At 70.1% G+C, this 16934-nt stretch carries 12 protein-coding genes; 3 read left to right on the forward strand and 9 right to left on the reverse strand.

Annotated elements, in window-relative coordinates:
* Positions 1-114: 114 nt before the first annotated feature.
* From XAN126_RS0102560 to XAN126_RS0102590, 7 genes are all read right to left on the reverse strand, one after another.
* Positions 115-2274 carry an exonuclease domain-containing protein gene (locus XAN126_RS0102560; protein WP_024277035.1) on the reverse strand — a complete coding sequence of 720 codons (2160 nt, stop codon included), beginning with the start codon at positions 2272-2274 and terminating at the stop codon, positions 115-117.
* A complete protein-coding gene (locus XAN126_RS0102565) occupies positions 2271-2714 on the reverse strand; it encodes a response regulator (protein WP_024277036.1) in 444 nt (147 codons plus the stop codon). The genes XAN126_RS0102560 and XAN126_RS0102565 overlap by 4 nt, the downstream gene beginning before the upstream one ends.
* Before the next feature lie 13 nt (positions 2715-2727).
* Positions 2728-5520 (reverse strand): ATP-binding protein, encoded by a 2793-nt coding sequence (locus XAN126_RS0102570; RefSeq protein ID WP_024277037.1) that lies wholly within the window; start codon positions 5518-5520, stop codon positions 2728-2730.
* 9 nt (positions 5521-5529) lie between these two features.
* The gene (locus XAN126_RS25950) at positions 5530-5811 is read right to left on the reverse strand and encodes a hypothetical protein (RefSeq protein WP_024277038.1); all 282 of its coding nucleotides are present in this window, start codon (positions 5809-5811) and stop codon (positions 5530-5532) included.
* Positions 5808-7217, reverse strand: a complete 1410-nt coding sequence (locus tag XAN126_RS0102580; RefSeq protein WP_245272201.1) for a putative nucleotidyltransferase substrate binding domain-containing protein — start codon at positions 7215-7217, stop codon at positions 5808-5810. Before XAN126_RS0102580 ends, XAN126_RS25950 begins: the two co-directional genes overlap by 4 nt.
* A gap of 217 nt (positions 7218-7434) precedes the next feature.
* Positions 7435-9138 (reverse strand): cation acetate symporter, encoded by a 1704-nt coding sequence (locus XAN126_RS0102585; RefSeq protein WP_029876624.1) that lies wholly within the window; start codon positions 9136-9138, stop codon positions 7435-7437.
* Between the two features lie 41 nt (positions 9139-9179).
* On the reverse strand, positions 9180-9488 hold the full coding sequence (locus XAN126_RS0102590; protein WP_024277041.1) for a DUF485 domain-containing protein: 309 nt from the start codon (positions 9486-9488) through the stop codon (positions 9180-9182).
* Positions 9489-9928: 440 nt separating this feature from the next.
* Between XAN126_RS0102590 and XAN126_RS0102595 the strand changes: the two genes are divergently transcribed.
* The 3 genes from XAN126_RS0102595 to ppa all read left to right on the forward strand — a co-directional run bounded on the left by XAN126_RS0102595 (position 9929) and on the right by ppa (position 12121).
* Entirely contained in the window at positions 9929-10813 is an 885-nt protein-coding gene (locus tag XAN126_RS0102595; RefSeq protein ID WP_024277042.1) for an aldose 1-epimerase family protein, read from the forward strand.
* Positions 10814-10948: 135 nt separating this feature from the next.
* Positions 10949-11458 carry a GNAT family N-acetyltransferase gene (locus tag XAN126_RS0102600; RefSeq protein ID WP_024277043.1) on the forward strand — a complete coding sequence of 170 codons (510 nt, stop codon included), beginning with the start codon at positions 10949-10951 and terminating at the stop codon, positions 11456-11458.
* A gap of 120 nt (positions 11459-11578) precedes the next feature.
* The gene (gene ppa / locus XAN126_RS0102605; protein ID WP_024277044.1) at positions 11579-12121 is read left to right on the forward strand and encodes an inorganic diphosphatase; all 543 of its coding nucleotides are present in this window, start codon (positions 11579-11581) and stop codon (positions 12119-12121) included.
* Positions 12122-12446: 325 nt separating this feature from the next.
* Here ppa and XAN126_RS0102610 read toward each other — a convergent pair whose 3' ends face one another.
* Entirely contained in the window at positions 12447-15122 is a 2676-nt protein-coding gene (locus tag XAN126_RS0102610) for a nitrate reductase (protein WP_024277045.1), read from the reverse strand.
* A gap of 36 nt (positions 15123-15158) precedes the next feature.
* Positions 15159-16781 carry a sulfite reductase subunit alpha gene (locus XAN126_RS0102615; RefSeq protein ID WP_024277046.1) on the reverse strand — a complete coding sequence of 541 codons (1623 nt, stop codon included), beginning with the start codon at positions 16779-16781 and terminating at the stop codon, positions 15159-15161.
* Between the last annotated feature and the right edge of the window lie 153 nt (positions 16782-16934).

A 16934-nucleotide genomic window follows, 5' to 3' on the forward strand; every position in this document is an offset into this window, starting at 1 on the left:
CGGGGCATCCACTTCGCCGCCCGACCGGTCTCTGTGCCCCGGGCACTCCTCTGGCCGGGACGTGGATCGCCCGGACGAGCCGGGCGATGACAGGTCATCGGAAGTCGTGCGTCTTTAATACTTCAGCTTCGCGTAATAGGACGTCGCCGCCGCCGCCCGCGCCTCGCCCAATGTGCGGATGCCGCGGGCGCGGAGCAGGGGCAGCAGCTTCAGGAAGATGTCCGCCGTCACCAGGGCATCGCCCAAGGCCGTGTGGCGGCCGGAGACGGTGACGCCGAGGCGGCCGGCGATGGCTTCCATGCTGTGGCTCTCCTCGCCGGGATGGGCGAGGCCGGCGAGGAGCAGCGTGTCCAGCACCGGCTGGTCGAAGGCGACGCCGCTTGTCGCTTCCTTCAGCGTCAAGAAGCGCATGTCGAAGGCCACGTTGTGCCCCACCAGCACCGTCTCCGCAGCGAAGGCGTGGAAGGCCGGCAGCACCCGCGCGATGGACGGCTTGCCCCGGACCATCTCCGGCCGGATGCCGTGCACCGCGATGCCCGCCTCGGGGATGGAGCGGCCGGGGTCCACCAACTGGTCGAAGCATTCGCTGGAGAGGATGCGTCCGTTGACGATGCGGGTGGCGCCGATCTGGAGGATCTCGTCACCGCCTGCCGGGTCGAGGCCGGTGGTCTCGGTGTCGAACACGGTATAAGCGAGGTCGCTCAAGAGGCGGTCGTCGCTGGCGTGGCTGCCGGCGCTGGCGGCGAACAGATCGAAATCGAAATAGGCCGGCCGGCTCTCCGCCGGGGCCTGCGCCTCGGCATGGCCCTCGGAAGCGGCGGGCAGCAGGAAGCGGAAACAGGCACCGGTGCCGGCGCGCGCCCGCTCCAGCCAGAGTTCCCCGCCATGCCGTTCCACCACGTCGCGGACGCAGAGCTGGGACGTGCCGCCCATGGGCGCGCTCTGCCAGCCGGCGCCGCTTGTGGCCGCACGGGCGTCAGCGAAGGCGAGGTCGAGATGCACCCGCCCGCTTGCCGGCGTCAGGCGCAGCGCGAAGGCGGGATCGGCCCCACCCTCGGCCTCCGCCACGCGCGCGGCGAGGAAGGCGAGGGCGCCGATGAGGGCGAAGCTGTCCACGCTCAGCCAGATGTCCGCATCCACCTGATCGGTCGCAACGGCATGGCCGGTGTCGGCGGCGATGCGGCGGGCGGCGGCGGCGGCGAGGTCCGCGCCCAGCATGTCCTGCAGCGGCCAGCGGCTGCCCATGTCGCTGGAGGCATCGGCGGCCAGCGACAGGCGGGTGCCGAGCCCCATCACCTCGTCGCGCACCACGGCCTGGAACCGCTCGCGGTCGGAGGCGTCGAGGTCGGGATAATCCAGCATGTCGAGGGCCGCCTGCATGGCGGCGAGCGAGGCGCGGGCGGATTCGTTGAGGTCGATGAGGGTGCGGTCCTGCCGGGCGCGGGCCTCGTATTCGTCGGTGATGTCGTCGAGCAGGAGCACGAAGCCGGTCACCGCGCCGCCCGCCTCGGCCCGCACGGGGGCGAGCAGAACGCGCACCAGATGGCCCAGCGGCGTGGTGGTGACGAAGCGGGCGGAAGGCCGCGCCTCGCCCCGGCCCATCAGCCGCTCCAGGGTCTCGCGCGCATGGTCCATCAGCGCGCGGTCGATGACGGTGTGGATGGAGCGGCCGAGGCCGATGGGATCGGCGCCGACGCCTTCCGCCGTCCCCGGCGCGCGGAACAGGCGGCGGAAGAGGGTGCGGGCGCGGGCGTTGTAGAGCAGGATGCGGCCTTCGAGGTTCAGCACCACCACCGACTGCTCCAGCTCCGCCATCAGGGCGGCGAGCTGGTCGCGCTGGTAGGCGACGTCGCGGCTGGCCTCGGCGACCAGCCGGGCCATGTCGTCCTGAAGCGCGCGGCGCTGGCCGGCGAGGTCGTTCACCACCTCGCCCAAGGCCTTCAGCCCGGCCGGGCCGGTGGCGGGAACCGGCGGCGCGGCAGGATCGCCCGCCAGCACCCGCGCCGCATCGGCGAGCCGGGCCGGCGCCTCGGCATGAGCCCCGTAGAACCGCCGCGCGAGCAGGCCGGCGCCGGCGGAGAACAGCACCCACCACAGCACCAGAACCATGCCGTGGCTTTCGGCCACCGGGGCGAGGGCGCCGACAAGTGCGGTGCGCGCGGCGCCATCCAATGCCATCAGCAGGAAGCCGGCGCCCAGCACCAGCCACAGAGCGAGGGCGAGCCCCGGCAGCAGCATGGCCAGAACGGCACCCGTCCCCCGCGGCAATTTCATGCATGCAGGCTCCCGGCGGGCGGCTCGGCCAGCATGTCCTTCACCTTCTGCATCAGCTCGCGGGTGGAGAAGGGCTTGGTGACATAGGCATCCGCCCCCGCGCCCACGCCGCGCGCCATGTCGGTCTCGCGGCCCTTGGCGGTGAGCATGACGATGCGGGTCGCGCGCACCTCGGCGTCCGCCCGCACCGCCTCGCACACGTCGAAGCCACTCATGCCGGGCATGGTGGCGTCCAGCAGCACGAGGCGCGGATGCTCGCGGCGGATGGTCTCCAGCGCCTCGCGTCCGTCGCGCGCCACCAGCACGGCGAAGCCCTCGCGCTTCATCATGAATTCCAGCGAGACGACGATGTTGGGCTCGTCATCGGCAATGAGCACCTTGGCCCCCTGGGGGCAGGGCGCGGGCGTCGGTCCCGGCTCCGCTGCGATCTCCCTGTCCATTGGCGTTTCCTCCTCATGTGGTCTCTTCGGCTTCTGCCGACGTTGTTTGTGTTGGGGCGTTCGCCCCTTGTGGCCGGAGCGGCAGGCGGAAGGCGAAGCATGCGCCTTTCCCCTCCCTTTGATCCAGCCAGATCTTTCCGCCGAAATGATCCACGATCCGGCGGCTGATCGGAAGCCCGAGCCCGGTGCCGGGCGGGCGGTTCAGGGCGTCGCCGCCCTGGCGGAACTTCTCGAAGATGGTGTCGCGGTCGGCGGGCGGTACGCCGGGGCCGTTGTCCTCGACCTGCACCTCCAGCCCATCGGCATCGGCGGAAAGGCGCACGTCGATGCGCCCGCCTTGCGCCGGCACGAATTTCGCGGCGTTGGAGATGAGGTTCAGCATCACCTGGGTGAGGCGGTCGGGGTCGGCCTTCACGGACGGCACCGCGGCGGGGGCGGTGAGCACGATCTCGGCCCCCTTGGTGCGGGCCAGTTCCGCCGTGGCCTTCACCGCGTCGGCGACCAGGGCCCGGAGGTCCACGTCCGTGCTGTGCCACTCGGCATGGCCCGATTCGATCTTGGCCATGTCCAGCACCTGGTTGACGAGCCGCCCCAGCCGCTCGCTCTCCCCCACGATGATGCGCAGGAAGTCCTGCCGCTGCTCCGCCTCCATGTCCGGCGTGTCCAGCATCAGCTCGGACAGGGCGCGGATGGCGGTGAGCGGGGTGCGCAGCTCATGGGTCACGGACGACATGAAGTCGTCCTTCAGCTCGTCCAGCGTGCGCAACTGGGCATTGGCGGCGGACAGTTCGGCGGAGGCGATCTCCAGCGAGCGGGATTTCTCCTCCAGCGCGCGGGCATAGACGCGCAGTTGCGAGGCCTCGTTGAGGATCTCCATCACGTCGCCGGCGTTCAGCGGCTCCTCGTCCGCCACTGCCGCCACCAGCACGCGGGCCGAGGCCGCGCCGACAACACCGGCGATGCGGCGTTCCACGCGGTCCACGAGGCGGGCGTCGGCGGTGAGGTCCGCCACGTCGCCGGTGCCGCGCTCGCGGGCGTGGTCCTCGAAGATCTGGCGGGCCGTGTCCGCGCCCAGGAGGCGCCGGGCGAGGGCTTCGAGGTCCGCCCGGTGCGCCCGTCCGCGCCAGAACACAGGGTCTGCGGCACTGCGGCCCCGGGCGAATACGTCCACGAACAGCAGCGCCTGGCTCGCCTCCCGCCCGGATGGCGCGCGCCAGAGCGAGAGCCCCACATAGAGCACGCCGTTGACGAAGAGGCTCCAGAACAGCGCGTGGGAAAGGTTGTCGAGGCCGGAGAGGCCGAACAGCCGTTCCGGCGCCAGAGCGGCGATGCCGAACGGGCCGTGGGTGAGGAAGGCACCGTCCATCCAGCCGGATTTCGCCACCGAGGGCAGCATGAGCGTATAGGCCCACACCGCGAAGCCGCCGAGCAGTCCGCCCAATGCGCCGAGGCGCGTGCCGCCGCGCCAGTACATGCCGCCGAGCAGCGCCGGGGCGAACTGCGCCACCGCCGCGAAGCTGATGAGGCCGATGGAGACCAGCGCATAGGCCTCCCCCGCCACCACGAAATAGAGATAGCCGAGCAGCAGCACGCCGAGGATGGCGGCGCGGCGGATGTTGAGGAGGAGGCGCGTGAGGTCGCCCCCGTCCGCGCGGATGAGCTTCAGGCGCAGCAGCGCCGGCATCACCAGGTCGTTGCAGACCATGGTGGAGACGGCGATGGTCTCGACGATGAGCATCCCCGTCGCCGCCGAGAGCCCGCCCACATAGGCGATGAGCGCCAGCGTCCCCGCCCCATGCGCCAGCGGCAAAGTGAGGACGAAGGTTTCCGGGTCCGCGCCCTTGCCCAGCAGCACGAGCCCGCCCAGCGCGAGGGGCAGGACGAAGACGTTGATGGCGAGGAGATAGGCCGGGAACAGCCATGCGGCCCGCTTCAGGTGCCGCTCGTCCACGCATTCCACCACCATCATCTGGAACTGGCGCGGCAGCAGCAGCACGGAGAGGCCGGAAAGCAGGGTGAGGCTGAACCATTGCGCCCAGGCGAAATTGCCCGCCCCGGAGAGCGTCAGCAGCCCCTTCACCCCGGGCAGCGCCGAGGCGCGCGCCCACACATCGGCGAAGCCGCCGAACAGGCCGTAGGTGACGAAGGCGCCCACCGCGAGGAAGGCCACGAGCTTGACGAGGGATTCCGCCGCCACCGCGGCCACCATGCCCTCGTGACGCTCGGCGCTGTCGAGGTGGCGGGTGCCGAACAATATGGTGAAGAGCGCGAGGGCGAGCGCCACGAGCAGCGTCCCGTCCTGCCACCAGCTCGGCGCCGCCGTCTGCGCGCCGGTGGCGGTGAGCACCGTGTAGCCGGCGGAGACCGCCTTCAGTTGCAGGGCGATGTAGGGGACGATGCCGACCACGGTAATCAGCGTCACCACCGCCGCCACCAGCGGGCTCTTGCCATAGCGGGAGGCGATGAAATCGGCGATGGAGGTGATGCGGTAGGTGTGGGCGATGCGGATCATCTTGCGCACCACCACCCACGCCACCAGCATCACCAGCGTCGGGCCGAGATAGATGGGCAGGAACCACACGCCCGTGGTCGCCGCGCGGCCGACGCTGCCGAAATAGGTCCAGGCGGTGCAATAGACCGCCAGCGACAGGCCGTAGACCCACGCATTGCCGATGAGCGAGCGGCCTTCCCGCGCGCGCCGGTCGGCGAACGCGGCGATGGCGAACAGCGCCGCCAGATAGAGCGCGGCGGCGCCGATGACGAGCGCGGGGGAGAGGGCCGGGGAAAGAGTGGGGGCGGGGTTCATCGCGCCGCCTCAGGGCTCGTCCGGCTCGGCCGGGAGGAGAGGGGAGGCCGCATTATGTCCGCGTCTCTCGCTGGCGAAGGCCAAAGCCGCGATCAGCGCGCCCCAGATCGCGAACAGCGCCACCGGCAAGAGCGGCACGCCGAAGACGGTGGTCTCGCTGTCCCACACCGCCAGCAGCGGGAAGTTGAAGGCGAGCATGCCCAGCGCCGCCAGCGCGATCAGCGCCTGACGGTCCGGTCCTTGGCGGTCCGGCCCGCGCCCTTCCGGCGGTTCGGTGCGGCCGGGGCTCATAGGGCGTCGAACCGGTAGTGGCGGGAGAGCCATTGCTTGAAGCCGCGCACGATGGCGAGAGCCTCCTTCAGCGCCTGCCGGTCCAGCGTGCCGAGGTCGGCGAGCCGCAGCGCATTGCCGGGGGCGCGGCCCTCGGCGATCTGCCGGAGGTTGCTGGCGAGCTTCATGCCCATGAACAGGCGCAGCGCATCGGTGAGATCGCGGGCGAAGCCCTCGTCCATGTGGCCGGCCGCCACCAGCGCGGCGAGCCGGTCGGCGGTGCCGAGGGCGGTGATGCGGTGCTCCAGCGCCAGCGCCCGCACGCCGTGGACGAGGGGGAAGATGCCGAGCTTCTTCAGGTCCACCTCCGCCGCGCCGCGCCCGGTGAGGCCGGGCAGGCGGCTCCACCAGCTTCCGCTCTCGCCGAAGCGTTCCACCGCCTGGGCGAAGCGGGCGAAATAGCCGTGGTCGCCCATCATCAGGAAATCCACATGCCCCCGCGCCGCCGCGAGCAGGGAAGGATCGCCCGCCACCGCCACGGCATCGAGGAAGATGGCGAGGTTCATGGGGCCATCCTGCACGCCGCCGTGGATCCAGTCCTTCAGCGTCTCCTTGAAGGCGGACAGCGGCTGGCACCAGGTCGGCCGGCTCAGCATGACGCCGCCGGGGCAGGGGGGATAGCCGAAATCGATGAGCGCGGCGGTGAAGCGGGCGGTGACGCCATCCAGTCCCGCAAAGGCGAAGCCGTCCCTGAGGATGAGGCCGTTGTCCTGGTCGGTCTTGATGATCTGCTCGCCGCGCCCCTCGCTGCCCATGACAATGAGGCAGGAATTGGCGCGCAGATCCTCGGGCGCCAGCAGCTCCCACAAGCGGCGGAAGACCTGGGCGTTGAGTTCGCCCACCAGCGCCGCGATCACCTCCACCCGCACCCCGTCGGCGCTGAGCACGGCGACCATGCTGTCGATCTGCCGGGCGGCGGCCTTCAGCTCGTCGAGGCTGCCCGCATGGGCGGCCTCCAGCGCGATCAGATGGGAATGGTTGGCGACGAAGGCCATCAGATCGAGCTGGCCGAGCACCCCGAGGATGCCGTCGCCGCCGGCGGCCCGTCCGCCGCCCTCGCGCACGAGCAGGCGGTGGATGCGGTGGCGCAGCATGAGGATGAGCGCCTCGAACAGCTCCGCGTCGGGCGCGATGCACCACGGCTCGAAGGTCGCGACCTCGCGCACCATGAGGGCCGAGGGGGGCGTGTCGCGGGTGAGCGCGTCGCGCAGGTCGGTGGTGGTGAAGATGCCGATGCGGCCGGCGTCGCGCACCACGGCCTCGCTGAGGCGGCGGGCGGAGAGGTCGCGGCAGAGGGAGACGAGGTCGGTCGCCCCGTCCACGAAGAAGGGCTTGCGCAGATAGACGTCGCGCACCCGCGAGGTCATGAGCGAGACCAGCTCGCGCCGGTCCCGCTCTGACGGCGAGGCCCGCCCGGGGGCGGGCGGGCCGGACGCTGCGGGGGCGTCCTCGGGACCGTGGGGGGCTGTGCCCCGGGCCGTGGCGGCCCGGGGTTCATCCTCCCGGCGGTCCCCGTTCGGGGGGCCGGTCATGTGGTCCGGCCGTGGCATGGCGTCAGCCTAGCATGGAGCGACTGACGAAGGGTCAGTGCCCCGACGCCTCCGCCGCACCGATGCCCGTCTCGGAACGCACTTCCTGCGCCGGGAAGCCGGCCCGGTCGATCTTCGCCCGCTGGCTGTTGTCGAGGATCGAGAACAGCCAGATGCCGACGAAGCCGAGCGTCATGGAGAACAGCGCCGGCGAGGTGTAGGGGAACGGCGCGGAGCCGGCCGGGTTGCCGAGGGTGGCTTCCCACACCGAAGGCGAGAGCACGGTCAGCACCACCGAGGACAGGAGCCCCAGGAAGCCGCCGATGACCGCGCCCTTGGTGGTGCAGTCCTTCCACAGCACCGACATGAACAGCACCGGGAAGTTGGCCGAGGCGGCAACCGCGAAGGCCAGCGACACCATGAAGGCGATGTTCTGCTTCTCGAAGGCGATGCCGAGCAGCACCGCGAGGATGCCGAGGCAGACCGTGGTGATGCGCGAGACCTTCAGCTCCGAGGCGCTGTCGGCCTTGCCCTTCTTGATGACCGTCGAATACAGGTCGTGCGACACCGCCGAAGCGCCCGAGAGCGTGAGGCCGGCCACCACCGCGAGGATGGTCGCGAACGCCACCGCCGAGATGAAGCCGAGGAACACGTTGCCGCCGACCGCATGGGCGAGGTGCACCGCCGCCATGTTGGCGCCGCCGATGAGCCCGCCGCCGGGACCGGTGAGGAACTCCGGATTGGTGAGCACGAAGGTGATGGCGCCGAAGCCGATGATGAAGGTCAGGAGGTAGAAGTAGCCGATCCAGGCGGTGGCCCACATCACCGACTTGCGGGCTTCCTTCGCGCTCGGAACCGTGAAGAAGCGCATCAGGATGTGCGGCAGGCCGGCGGTGCCGAACATGAGCGCCATGCCGAAGGAGATGGCCGAGATCGGGTCCTTGATGAAGTTGCCCGGTCCCATGATGGACTGGCCGGCCGCGGCCGCCGCCTGGGGCGTGGTGCCAGGCTTGGCTGCGGCGATGTTGGTCTTCACCTCGACCGCGGCGGCGAACAGCTTCTCGGGCGAGAAGCCGTAGCGCCACATCACCATGACCGCCATGAAGGTGGCGCCGCCGAGCAGCAGGCAGGCCTTGATGATCTGCACCCAGGTGGTGGCCGTCATGCCGCCGAACAGCACGTAGACCATCATCAGCGCGCCGACGATCAGCACGGCGATCCAGTAGTCGAGGCCGAACAGCAGCTTGATGAGCTGGCCGGCGCCCACCATCTGGGCGATGAGGTAGAACGCCACCACGACCAGGGTGCCGGAGGCGGCGAACACGCGCACCGGGGTCTGGGCGAAGCGGAAGGCGGCGACGTCGGCGAAGGTGAACTTGCCGAGGTTCCGGAGGCGCTCGGCCATCAGGAAGGTCAGGATCGGCCAGCCGACGAGGAAGCCGATGGAGTAGATGAGGCCGTCATAGCCGGAGCTCATCACCGCGGCGGAGATGCCGAGGAAGGAGGCGGCCGACATGTAGTCGCCGGCGATGGCGAGGCCGTTCTGGAAGCCGGTGATGCCGCCGCCCGCGGTGTAGAAGTCGGCGGCCGACTTGGTCTTCGCGGCCGCCCACTTGGTGATGTAGAGCGTGCCCAGCACGAACACCACGAACATGGTGATCGCGGTCCAGTTGGTGGCCTGCTTGTCGGCCTGCCCGAGATCGCCGCCGGCGGCGAGCGCCAGGGTGGGGGCGAGGACGAGCGCGGCCGCGGCGCCGATGGCGAACGTGCGGCGGGCGAACGAGGTCGGGAGCGTCGCGTTCACTTGAGCGCCTCCTGCTTGATCTTCTCGGAGAGCGCGTCGAACTCGCCGTTGGCGCGGCGGACGTAGATGGCGGTGATGAGAATGGTGAACACGATCACGCCGAAGCCGATCGGAATGCCCCAGGTCATCACGCCGTCACCCATGCGTGCGGCCAAAAGGTCCTTGCGGAAGGCGATGAGCAGGATGAAGCCGTAATACACGACCAGCATCGCCAGGGTGAGACTCCACCCGAAGCGCGAACGGCGCGATTTCAGCGCCTGGTAATTGGGATCGGCCGCAATGCGTGCGGCCACGGAATTGTCCATGGGTCGCCCTCCCTGAAAGCCCGCGGTACCCGTGGGCCCCGGTTGTTATCTTCGTGATCGACCTTGGCCTCGACCGGCCTCGTCACCCTGCACTCTGTACCAGAGGCGACGCCGCGCGCTAGTTGAGGAAACCCCGTACTTTCGGCCATACGCCGAATGTATTGTGCAGTGCGCTGCCCGCTTCTGTGGAGCGCGCGGGAATCGATGATTTGTAAATGTTTGGAGTGGCTTTTTGACGCTTTATTACGTGGCGCGGCGGGCATTTTTCCGACTTGGAAACCCACTTGTTGCAGAAGCCTTGCTGTCTAATACTTTCGGGTGAGGGATACCGCGCCTGCGCCTTTGGTTGTAGGTCTGACGTTGGGGAGGGCTGCGCCAGCCCGTGCCCCCGCTTCGCTCCGGTGCTACAGCTGGCGCAGGGAAGAAACCGGGGGGACACCATGGGCAGGACCGTATCGCTGCGCTCGGACGCGCTGTCGGCGGAGATTTCCACGCTGGGCGCCGAACTGCGGGCGCTGGCCGACGCCGAGGGCCGCGCCTTGCTGTGGCACGGCGATCCGGCCTTCTGGACCGGCCGGGCGCCGCTGCTCTTTCCCATCGTCGGCGAGCTGCCGGACCTCACCCTCGTGCATGAGGGCAAGGGCCACCCCATGCGCCGGCATGGCTTCGCGCGGTTCTCCGAGTTCGAGGTGGTGGAAGAGGCACCGGACCGGGCCACCTTCCGCCTTCTCCCCAGCGCGGCGACACGGGCGGAATACCCGTTCGATTTCGCGCTGGAGGTGACTTTTGCGCTCGAAGGCCCGACGCTCGCCATGGAGGCGGTGGTGACGAATCCCGGCCCCGGCGTGCTGCCGGCGAGCTTCGGCTACCACCCCGCCTTCCTCTGGCCGCTGCCCTATGGCGGCACGCGCGCCGAGCACCGGGTGATTTTCGAGCAGCCCGAGCCCGCGCCCATCCACCGCCCCGTCAACGGCCTGCTCTCCCGCGCCAGCGAAGCGAGCCCCGCCGCCGAGGGCGTGCTGGCTCCGGATGACGCCATGTTCGAGCGCGATGCGCTGATCTTCCTCGGGCTCAATTCGCACCGGCTCCAGTATGGGGTGCCGGGCCGGCCGGGGCTGGACATCACCTTTCCCGGCATGCCGGACCTCGGCATCTGGACCAAGCCCGGCGCGCCCTACCTCTGCATCGAGCCATGGTCCGGCTATGCGACGCCGGAGGGCGATACCCGCCCGTTCGTGGAGAAGCCGGGCCTTCTCCACATCCCCGCGGGCGAGGAACGCCGCTTTGTGATGACGGTGCGCCTTATCCCCGAGGTCGCGGCCTGATACCTCCTAAGTGCCTATGCCGCCGCGCGGTTTCAGCGCGCGTGCGGCAAGGCTCAAGGCGTCATCCCCCGCCGGTTGCGGCTGTCCTGCGTCATGCCCCTTGATGGAAGCCGCCGGGTTTGCTTCCATCAGGGCATGACGACCGGCCTGATCGAGATCCGCAGGGCCAAGCCCGCCGACGCCAAGGCGATCGCGGCGGTCCATGACGACGCGTGGCGCACAGCCTATCGCGGCATCATCCCCGGCATCGAGCTGGAGCGCATGGTGGAGCGGCGCGGCCCGCGCTGGTGGGATGCCGCCATCCGCAGGGGCAGCCGCCTGTCCGTCCTGCTCGTGGGCGAGGATATCGCCGGCTACGTGAATTACGGCGGCAACCGCGCCAAGGCGCTGCCCTATGGCGGCGAGATTTACGAAATCTACCTCCACCCGCAATATCAGGGCCTCGGCTTCGGCCAGCGCCTGTTCGCGGCCGCCCGGCGCGATCTCGCCATCGCCCGGCTCGGCGGTCTCGTGGTGTGGGCGCTGGCGGAAAACGAAGCCGCCGTGGGCTTCTATCAGGCGTTGGGGGGGCAACCGGTCGCATCCTCGACCGAGCAGTTCGGTTCGAAAACGCTGGACAAGACCGCCTTCGCTTGGCAGCGGTAGCGCCCGGACGGGCACCCGCCCGTCGGGTCCGAAGCGCCTGCGCAGCCTTGCCTGGCGCGGTTTCGACTTTGGTCGGAGCGGACCCGAAGTCCCGCAGCCAGTGTCAAGAGCGAGCATCCCATGCGCATCGACGCGATCCCGATCGGCAAGAACCCGCCCCACGACGTGAACGTGCTGATCGAAGTCCCGATCGGCGGGGAGCCGATCAAGTACGAGATGGACAAGGCCGCGGGCACCCTCTTCGTGGATCGCTTCCTCTATACCGCCATGCGGTATCCCGGAAACTACGGCTTCATCCCGCACACCCTCTCCGGCGACGGCGACCCCTGCGACGTGCTGGTGGCCAACACCCGCGCCATCGTGGCCGGCGCGATCATCTCGGTGCGCCCCGTCGGCGTGCTGCTGATGGAGGACGAGGCCGGCATGGATGAGAAGATCATCGCCGTGCCCTCCTCCAAGCTCACCAAGCGCTACGACAAGGTGCTGAACTACAGCGACCTGCCGGAGATCACCCTCCAGCAGATCGAGCACTTCTTCGAGCACTACAAGGATCTGGAACCCAACAAGTGGGTGAAGATCGTCGGCTGGCGCGACGCCGCCGAGGCGCAGAAGCTGATCCTCGAAGGCATCGAGCGCGCCAAGGCCGAAGGCAAGGAAGGCTGAGGTCTTCCGCCTCCCTTTAGGCCGTTTACCTGTCGCCCTCCGGCTTGACCGGAGGGCCCATCCTTCCGTTTGAGCAGGGGTAGCCGGACGCTGGGACGCACGGCGCCATGGGTCCTCCGGTCAAGCCGGAGGACGACGGCGTGAAGGCGATGGGCGCGGTTGCCCGCGAAGGTGGAGCGCTGATCCGGGGTCCAGTGCAGAAGTCCCCGCGCAGCGGGGCAAGACTTAAGAGCGGTTGGGTTCGGAAGCGCCTTCGGCGGTCCGTTGCTCTGGGCCCCGGATCGCATTCCGCATTCGCTGTATGCGTCCGGGGCGCGAGGGCGTCTCACGCCGGCGCCTTGGCCTCCAGAATCAGCTTGCGGATTTCCGGCAGGCAGGAGCCGCAATTGGTGCCGGCCTTGAGCCGCGCCCCCACCGCCCCCGCGTCGGCCGCCCCCTCCCGGATGGCGGCGAGGATGGTGTCCTTCGGCACCCCGAAGCAGGCGCACACCAGCGGCCCGCAGGCGGCATTGGCGCCCGCCCGGCGGCCGGAGAGCACGAGGCGCCGGTCGGCGGCCGAGACCTCCGACGCCAGCAGCCCCTTCAGCGCATCCCACGCCACGCGCTGGCCGGCGGCGCCGATGAACACCGCGAAATCGAGCCGCCCGTCCGCATCGAAGGCGGCGGCGCGGTAGAGGCCGGAGGGCGTATCGCTCAGCTCGGCGACATCGGCGGGGCCTTCCGCTTTCACCCATTGCGCCCAGTCCTCAGGTGCCATGCGGCCGGCGATTCGCCAGCCATAGCCACCGTCCAGCGTCGCGCGTGCCCACCACACGCCTTCCGGAAGAGGCATGTGCCGGCGCGCCAGCACGAAGCCCTCGAACGGCGCGGCATAGGGCGCGAGGGCGGCGGGCGTCGCCTTGGCATCCGGCTGGCCGGAGACCGGATCGGTGACGGCATGCACCAGCGCGCCGACGCGGCCATCGGACGAATTGGCGTGGCTCCAGTGGATGGGCGCGAACACCGTGCCGGGTCTTTGTCCGGCATCCACCACCACCTCCAGCACCGCGCGGCCGTGGGCGCTCGTCACCTCGGCCAGCATCCCCGTCGCGAGCCCCAGCGGCGCCGCATCATCCGGGTGCACCGCCACGAACGGCGCCGGGATGTGCGCGCCGAGGCGGGGGGCGAGGCCTGTGCGGGTCATGGTGTGCCACTGGTCGCGGATGCGGCCGGTGTTCAGCAGGAAGGGGAAGGGAGGGGTGGCTGCCGCCGCGGCCACGGGAGGCGGCGCCACGAATCTTGCGCGCCGGTCGGGGGTGAAATAGCCGCCCTCCGCGAAGAGCCGGGAAGTGCCCTCCGGCCGGTTTGCGGGCGCCGGCCATTGCACCGGCGCGATGTCCTCATAGGCCGCTTCGGTGAGGCCCGCTAAGGCGGAGATGTCGAAATCGCGCGCGCCGCCATTCTCGAAGCCGGAGAGGGCGGCATGCTCGCGGAAGATGTCCGCCGGGGAGCGCCAGGCGAAGGCATCGCCGAAACCGAGGCGCTGCGCGACGCCCTTGAGCGCCCACCAGTCGGGCTGCACCTCGCCGGGGCGGGGCAGGAAGGGGCGCTGGCGGGAGATGCGGCGCTCGGAATTGGTAACGGTGCCGTCCTTCTCGCCCCAGGCGGCGGCGGGCAGCATCACATGCGGGCGGCAGCCGGCGGTGTCGTTGGCCACCACATTCTCGGAGAGGATGAACAGCTCCAGCCCTTCCAGCGCCGTTCGCACGCTATCCGCCTCGGGCAGGCTCACGGCGGGGTTGGTGCCCATCACCCACAGGGCCTTGATCTCGCCCCGGCCGATGGCGGCGAACATGTCCACTGCTTTGCGGCCCTCATGCTCCACCATGTGCGGTGCGCCCCAGAAGCGGCGCACGCGATCCACCTCGGCGGGGGTAAAACCCATATGGGCGGCGAGCTGGTTGGCGAGCCCGCCCACCTCGCGCCCGCCCATGGCATTGGGCTGGCCGGTGAGGGAAAACGGCCCCATCCCCTCCCGGCCGATGCGGCCGGTGGCGAGGTGACAGTTGAGGATGGCGTTGACCTTGTCGGTGCCGACGGCCGACTGGTTCACCCCCTGCGAATAGCAGGTGACGGTGCGCGCCGTTTCGGTGAACAGCGCGAAGAAGCGCTCCACGTCCTCCACCGCCAGCCCGCAAGCCCGCGCGGTGGCTTCGGCATCGGGCGCCACCGCGCGGGCGGCTTCGAGCGCCTCGGCGAAGCCCGTCGTGTGCGTTTCCACATAGGCGGCATCGAAGGCGGGGCCCTGCGCCAGATGCACCAGCAGGCCGGAGAACAGCAGCGCATCCGTGCCGTGGGCGAGGGGTAGGAACAGGTCCGCCTCGGCCCCCGTATCGGTGCGGCGGGGGTCGATCACCACCAGCTTCGTGCCCCGCGCCTTGCGCGCCTGTTCCATGCGGCGGAACAGGACGGGATGGCACCACGCCGTGTTGGAGCCGGTGAGGACGATGAGGTCCGCCCGGTCCAGATCCTCATAGCTCCCCGGCACCGTATCCGAGCCGAAGCCGCGCTTGTGGCCGGCCACGGAGGAGGACATGCACAGGCGGGAATTGGTGTCCACATTCGCCGTGCCGAGGAAGCCCTTGGCCAGCTTGTTGGCGGCGTAATAATCCTCGGTCAAAAGCTGGCCGGAGAGATAGAAGGCCACCGCCTGCGGCCCGTGCCGGTCGATGATGGACCTGAGATCACCGGCGATGCGGTCCAGCGCGTCGTCCCAGCTGGCGCGGGCGAGCACGCCGTCCGCCCCGCGCACCATGGGATGGAGAAGGCGGGTTTCCAGACCCAGCGTCTCCCCCAGCGCCGCGCCCTTTGAGCACAGGCGGCCGAGATTGGCGGGGTGGTCGGCATCGCCCTCCACCAGCGCGCCGCCCAGCCCGTCCGGCGTCGCCTTCACGCCGCAGCCGACGCCGCAATAGGGGCAGGTGGTCTTCACCGAGGGGGGCGAGGTGAGGGGGGCGTTCATGCCGGTCCTGCCTGAGGCTTGGCCATCATTTCTATCTCAGTACACGTCAGCCTGATAGCGCCCGGCGGTCTTGAGATCGGCGACGAATTTCGCCGCCGCTTCCGCAGACAGCCCGCCATGGGTGGCGGCCACATCCGCGACGGCCTGCTCCACGTCCTTGGCCATGCGCCTGGCATCGCCGCAGACGTAGAAATGGGCGCCGTCCTTCAGCCAGCCCCACAGCTCCGCCCCGGCCTCGCGGATGCGATCCTGCACATAGACCTTGCGGTCGCCGTCGCGGGACCAGGCGGTGTCCAGCCGGGTGAGGCAGCCGGCGGCCAGAAGGCCGGACAGCTCGTCCTCGTAGAAGAAATCCGTCTCGCGCCGCTGGTGGCCGAAGAACAGCCAGTTGCGCCCCGGCGCCTGCGTCGCCAGACGCTCGTGCAGGAAGGAGCGGAAGGGCGCGATGCCGGTGCCGGGGCCGACCATGATGACGTCCTTCGCCAGATCCTGCGGCAGCGCGAAGCCGTGCGCCTTCTGGATATAGGCCTTCATGCGCGTGCCCGGCGCGAGGCGGTCGCCGAGGAAGGTGGAGGCGACGCCGAGCCGCGTGCGGCCCTCCAGATCATAACGCACCGCATCCACGGTCAGCGTGAGCCGGCCGGGGGTGGCGACGGGGCTGGAGGAGATGGAATAGAGGCGCGGCTGCAGCGGCTCCAGGCACTCGATCAGGGCTTCCGGATCGGGCCTGATGCCGGGGAATTTCGTGAGCGCCGCCAGCACGTCGAGGGTGGCGGCATCGCCGTCCGGGTCCTCGCCGTTGGCCAGCGCGCGGGCCTTCGCCTTGCGGTCGCCACCGACGAGATAGGAGATGAGGGTGAAGAGCGCATCCGGCGCCGATTTCAGGCACACCTCGCGGGCCAGCACCTCGGCGAGCGTGTGGCCGGCGATGGGAAAATCGGCGGGGGCGTGCAGCGCCTCCAGCACGGCGGCGACGAGGGCGGGATCGTTCACCGGAAACACGCCGAAGCTGTCGCCGGCGGCATAGTCGATGCCGGAGCCGGCAAGGTCGAACTCCACATGCCACGTCTCCTTCTCCGAGCCCGCCGCGTTGAGGCGGGTGCGGGAGAGGAAGGTGACCTCGCCGGGATTCTCACGGGTGCCGGTGGCGGCGGGCGCGGCTTGGGCGACGGCCGGGGCAGGGGCTTCGGTAAGCGGCGCGGCCTCGGCGGGGGCGGAGGTTTCCGCTGCGAGCTGCTTCAGCATGCGCAGCGTGTCCTTGCCGCCGGGGGCGCAGAGGTTGAGCTTGCTCTCGACGCCGCTCGCCAGGGCCTTGGCGTAGGTCTCGCAGACATAGCCGCACTGGCCGCAATCCTGCTGCGCCATGGCCGCCATCATGCGCCGGGGTAGGGCCTTGCCCTCGGCCAGCGCCATGCGCTCGGCGAGCGGCATGGCGGGGTCGTGCCAGGGTGCGCCGTCATCCTCTTCAGCAGGCGCGGGAGCGGAGAGGTCCGGCAGCAGCGCAGCCGCATCGCCGGCCGAGAGGGCCATGGGCGCGGGCGCCGTCTCGGTGGAGAGGATGGCGGCGAAAAAGCCGTTCAGCCACGCCCGCTGCTCCGCCGTGAAGGGCGCGCTGTCGGGCAGGACGGGGACGATGGGGGGACGGGACTGGAGGCTCATGGGCGTGATCCGGAAACGGTGCGCGCCACGGGCGCGCGCATGTTGCGCTGGGTCCCGGCTCTCCTTCCACTGCGCTGCGCTGCGTTGCAGTCGGCCGGGACACGATCCCGCTCTCGCGCCCCGGACGCATGAAGCGTCAGTGGAAGGAGAGCC

The sequence above is a fragment of the Xanthobacter sp. 126 genome (genome assembly GCF_000526175.1).
GTDB lineage: Bacteria > Pseudomonadota > Alphaproteobacteria > Rhizobiales > Xanthobacteraceae > Xanthobacter > Xanthobacter aminoxidans.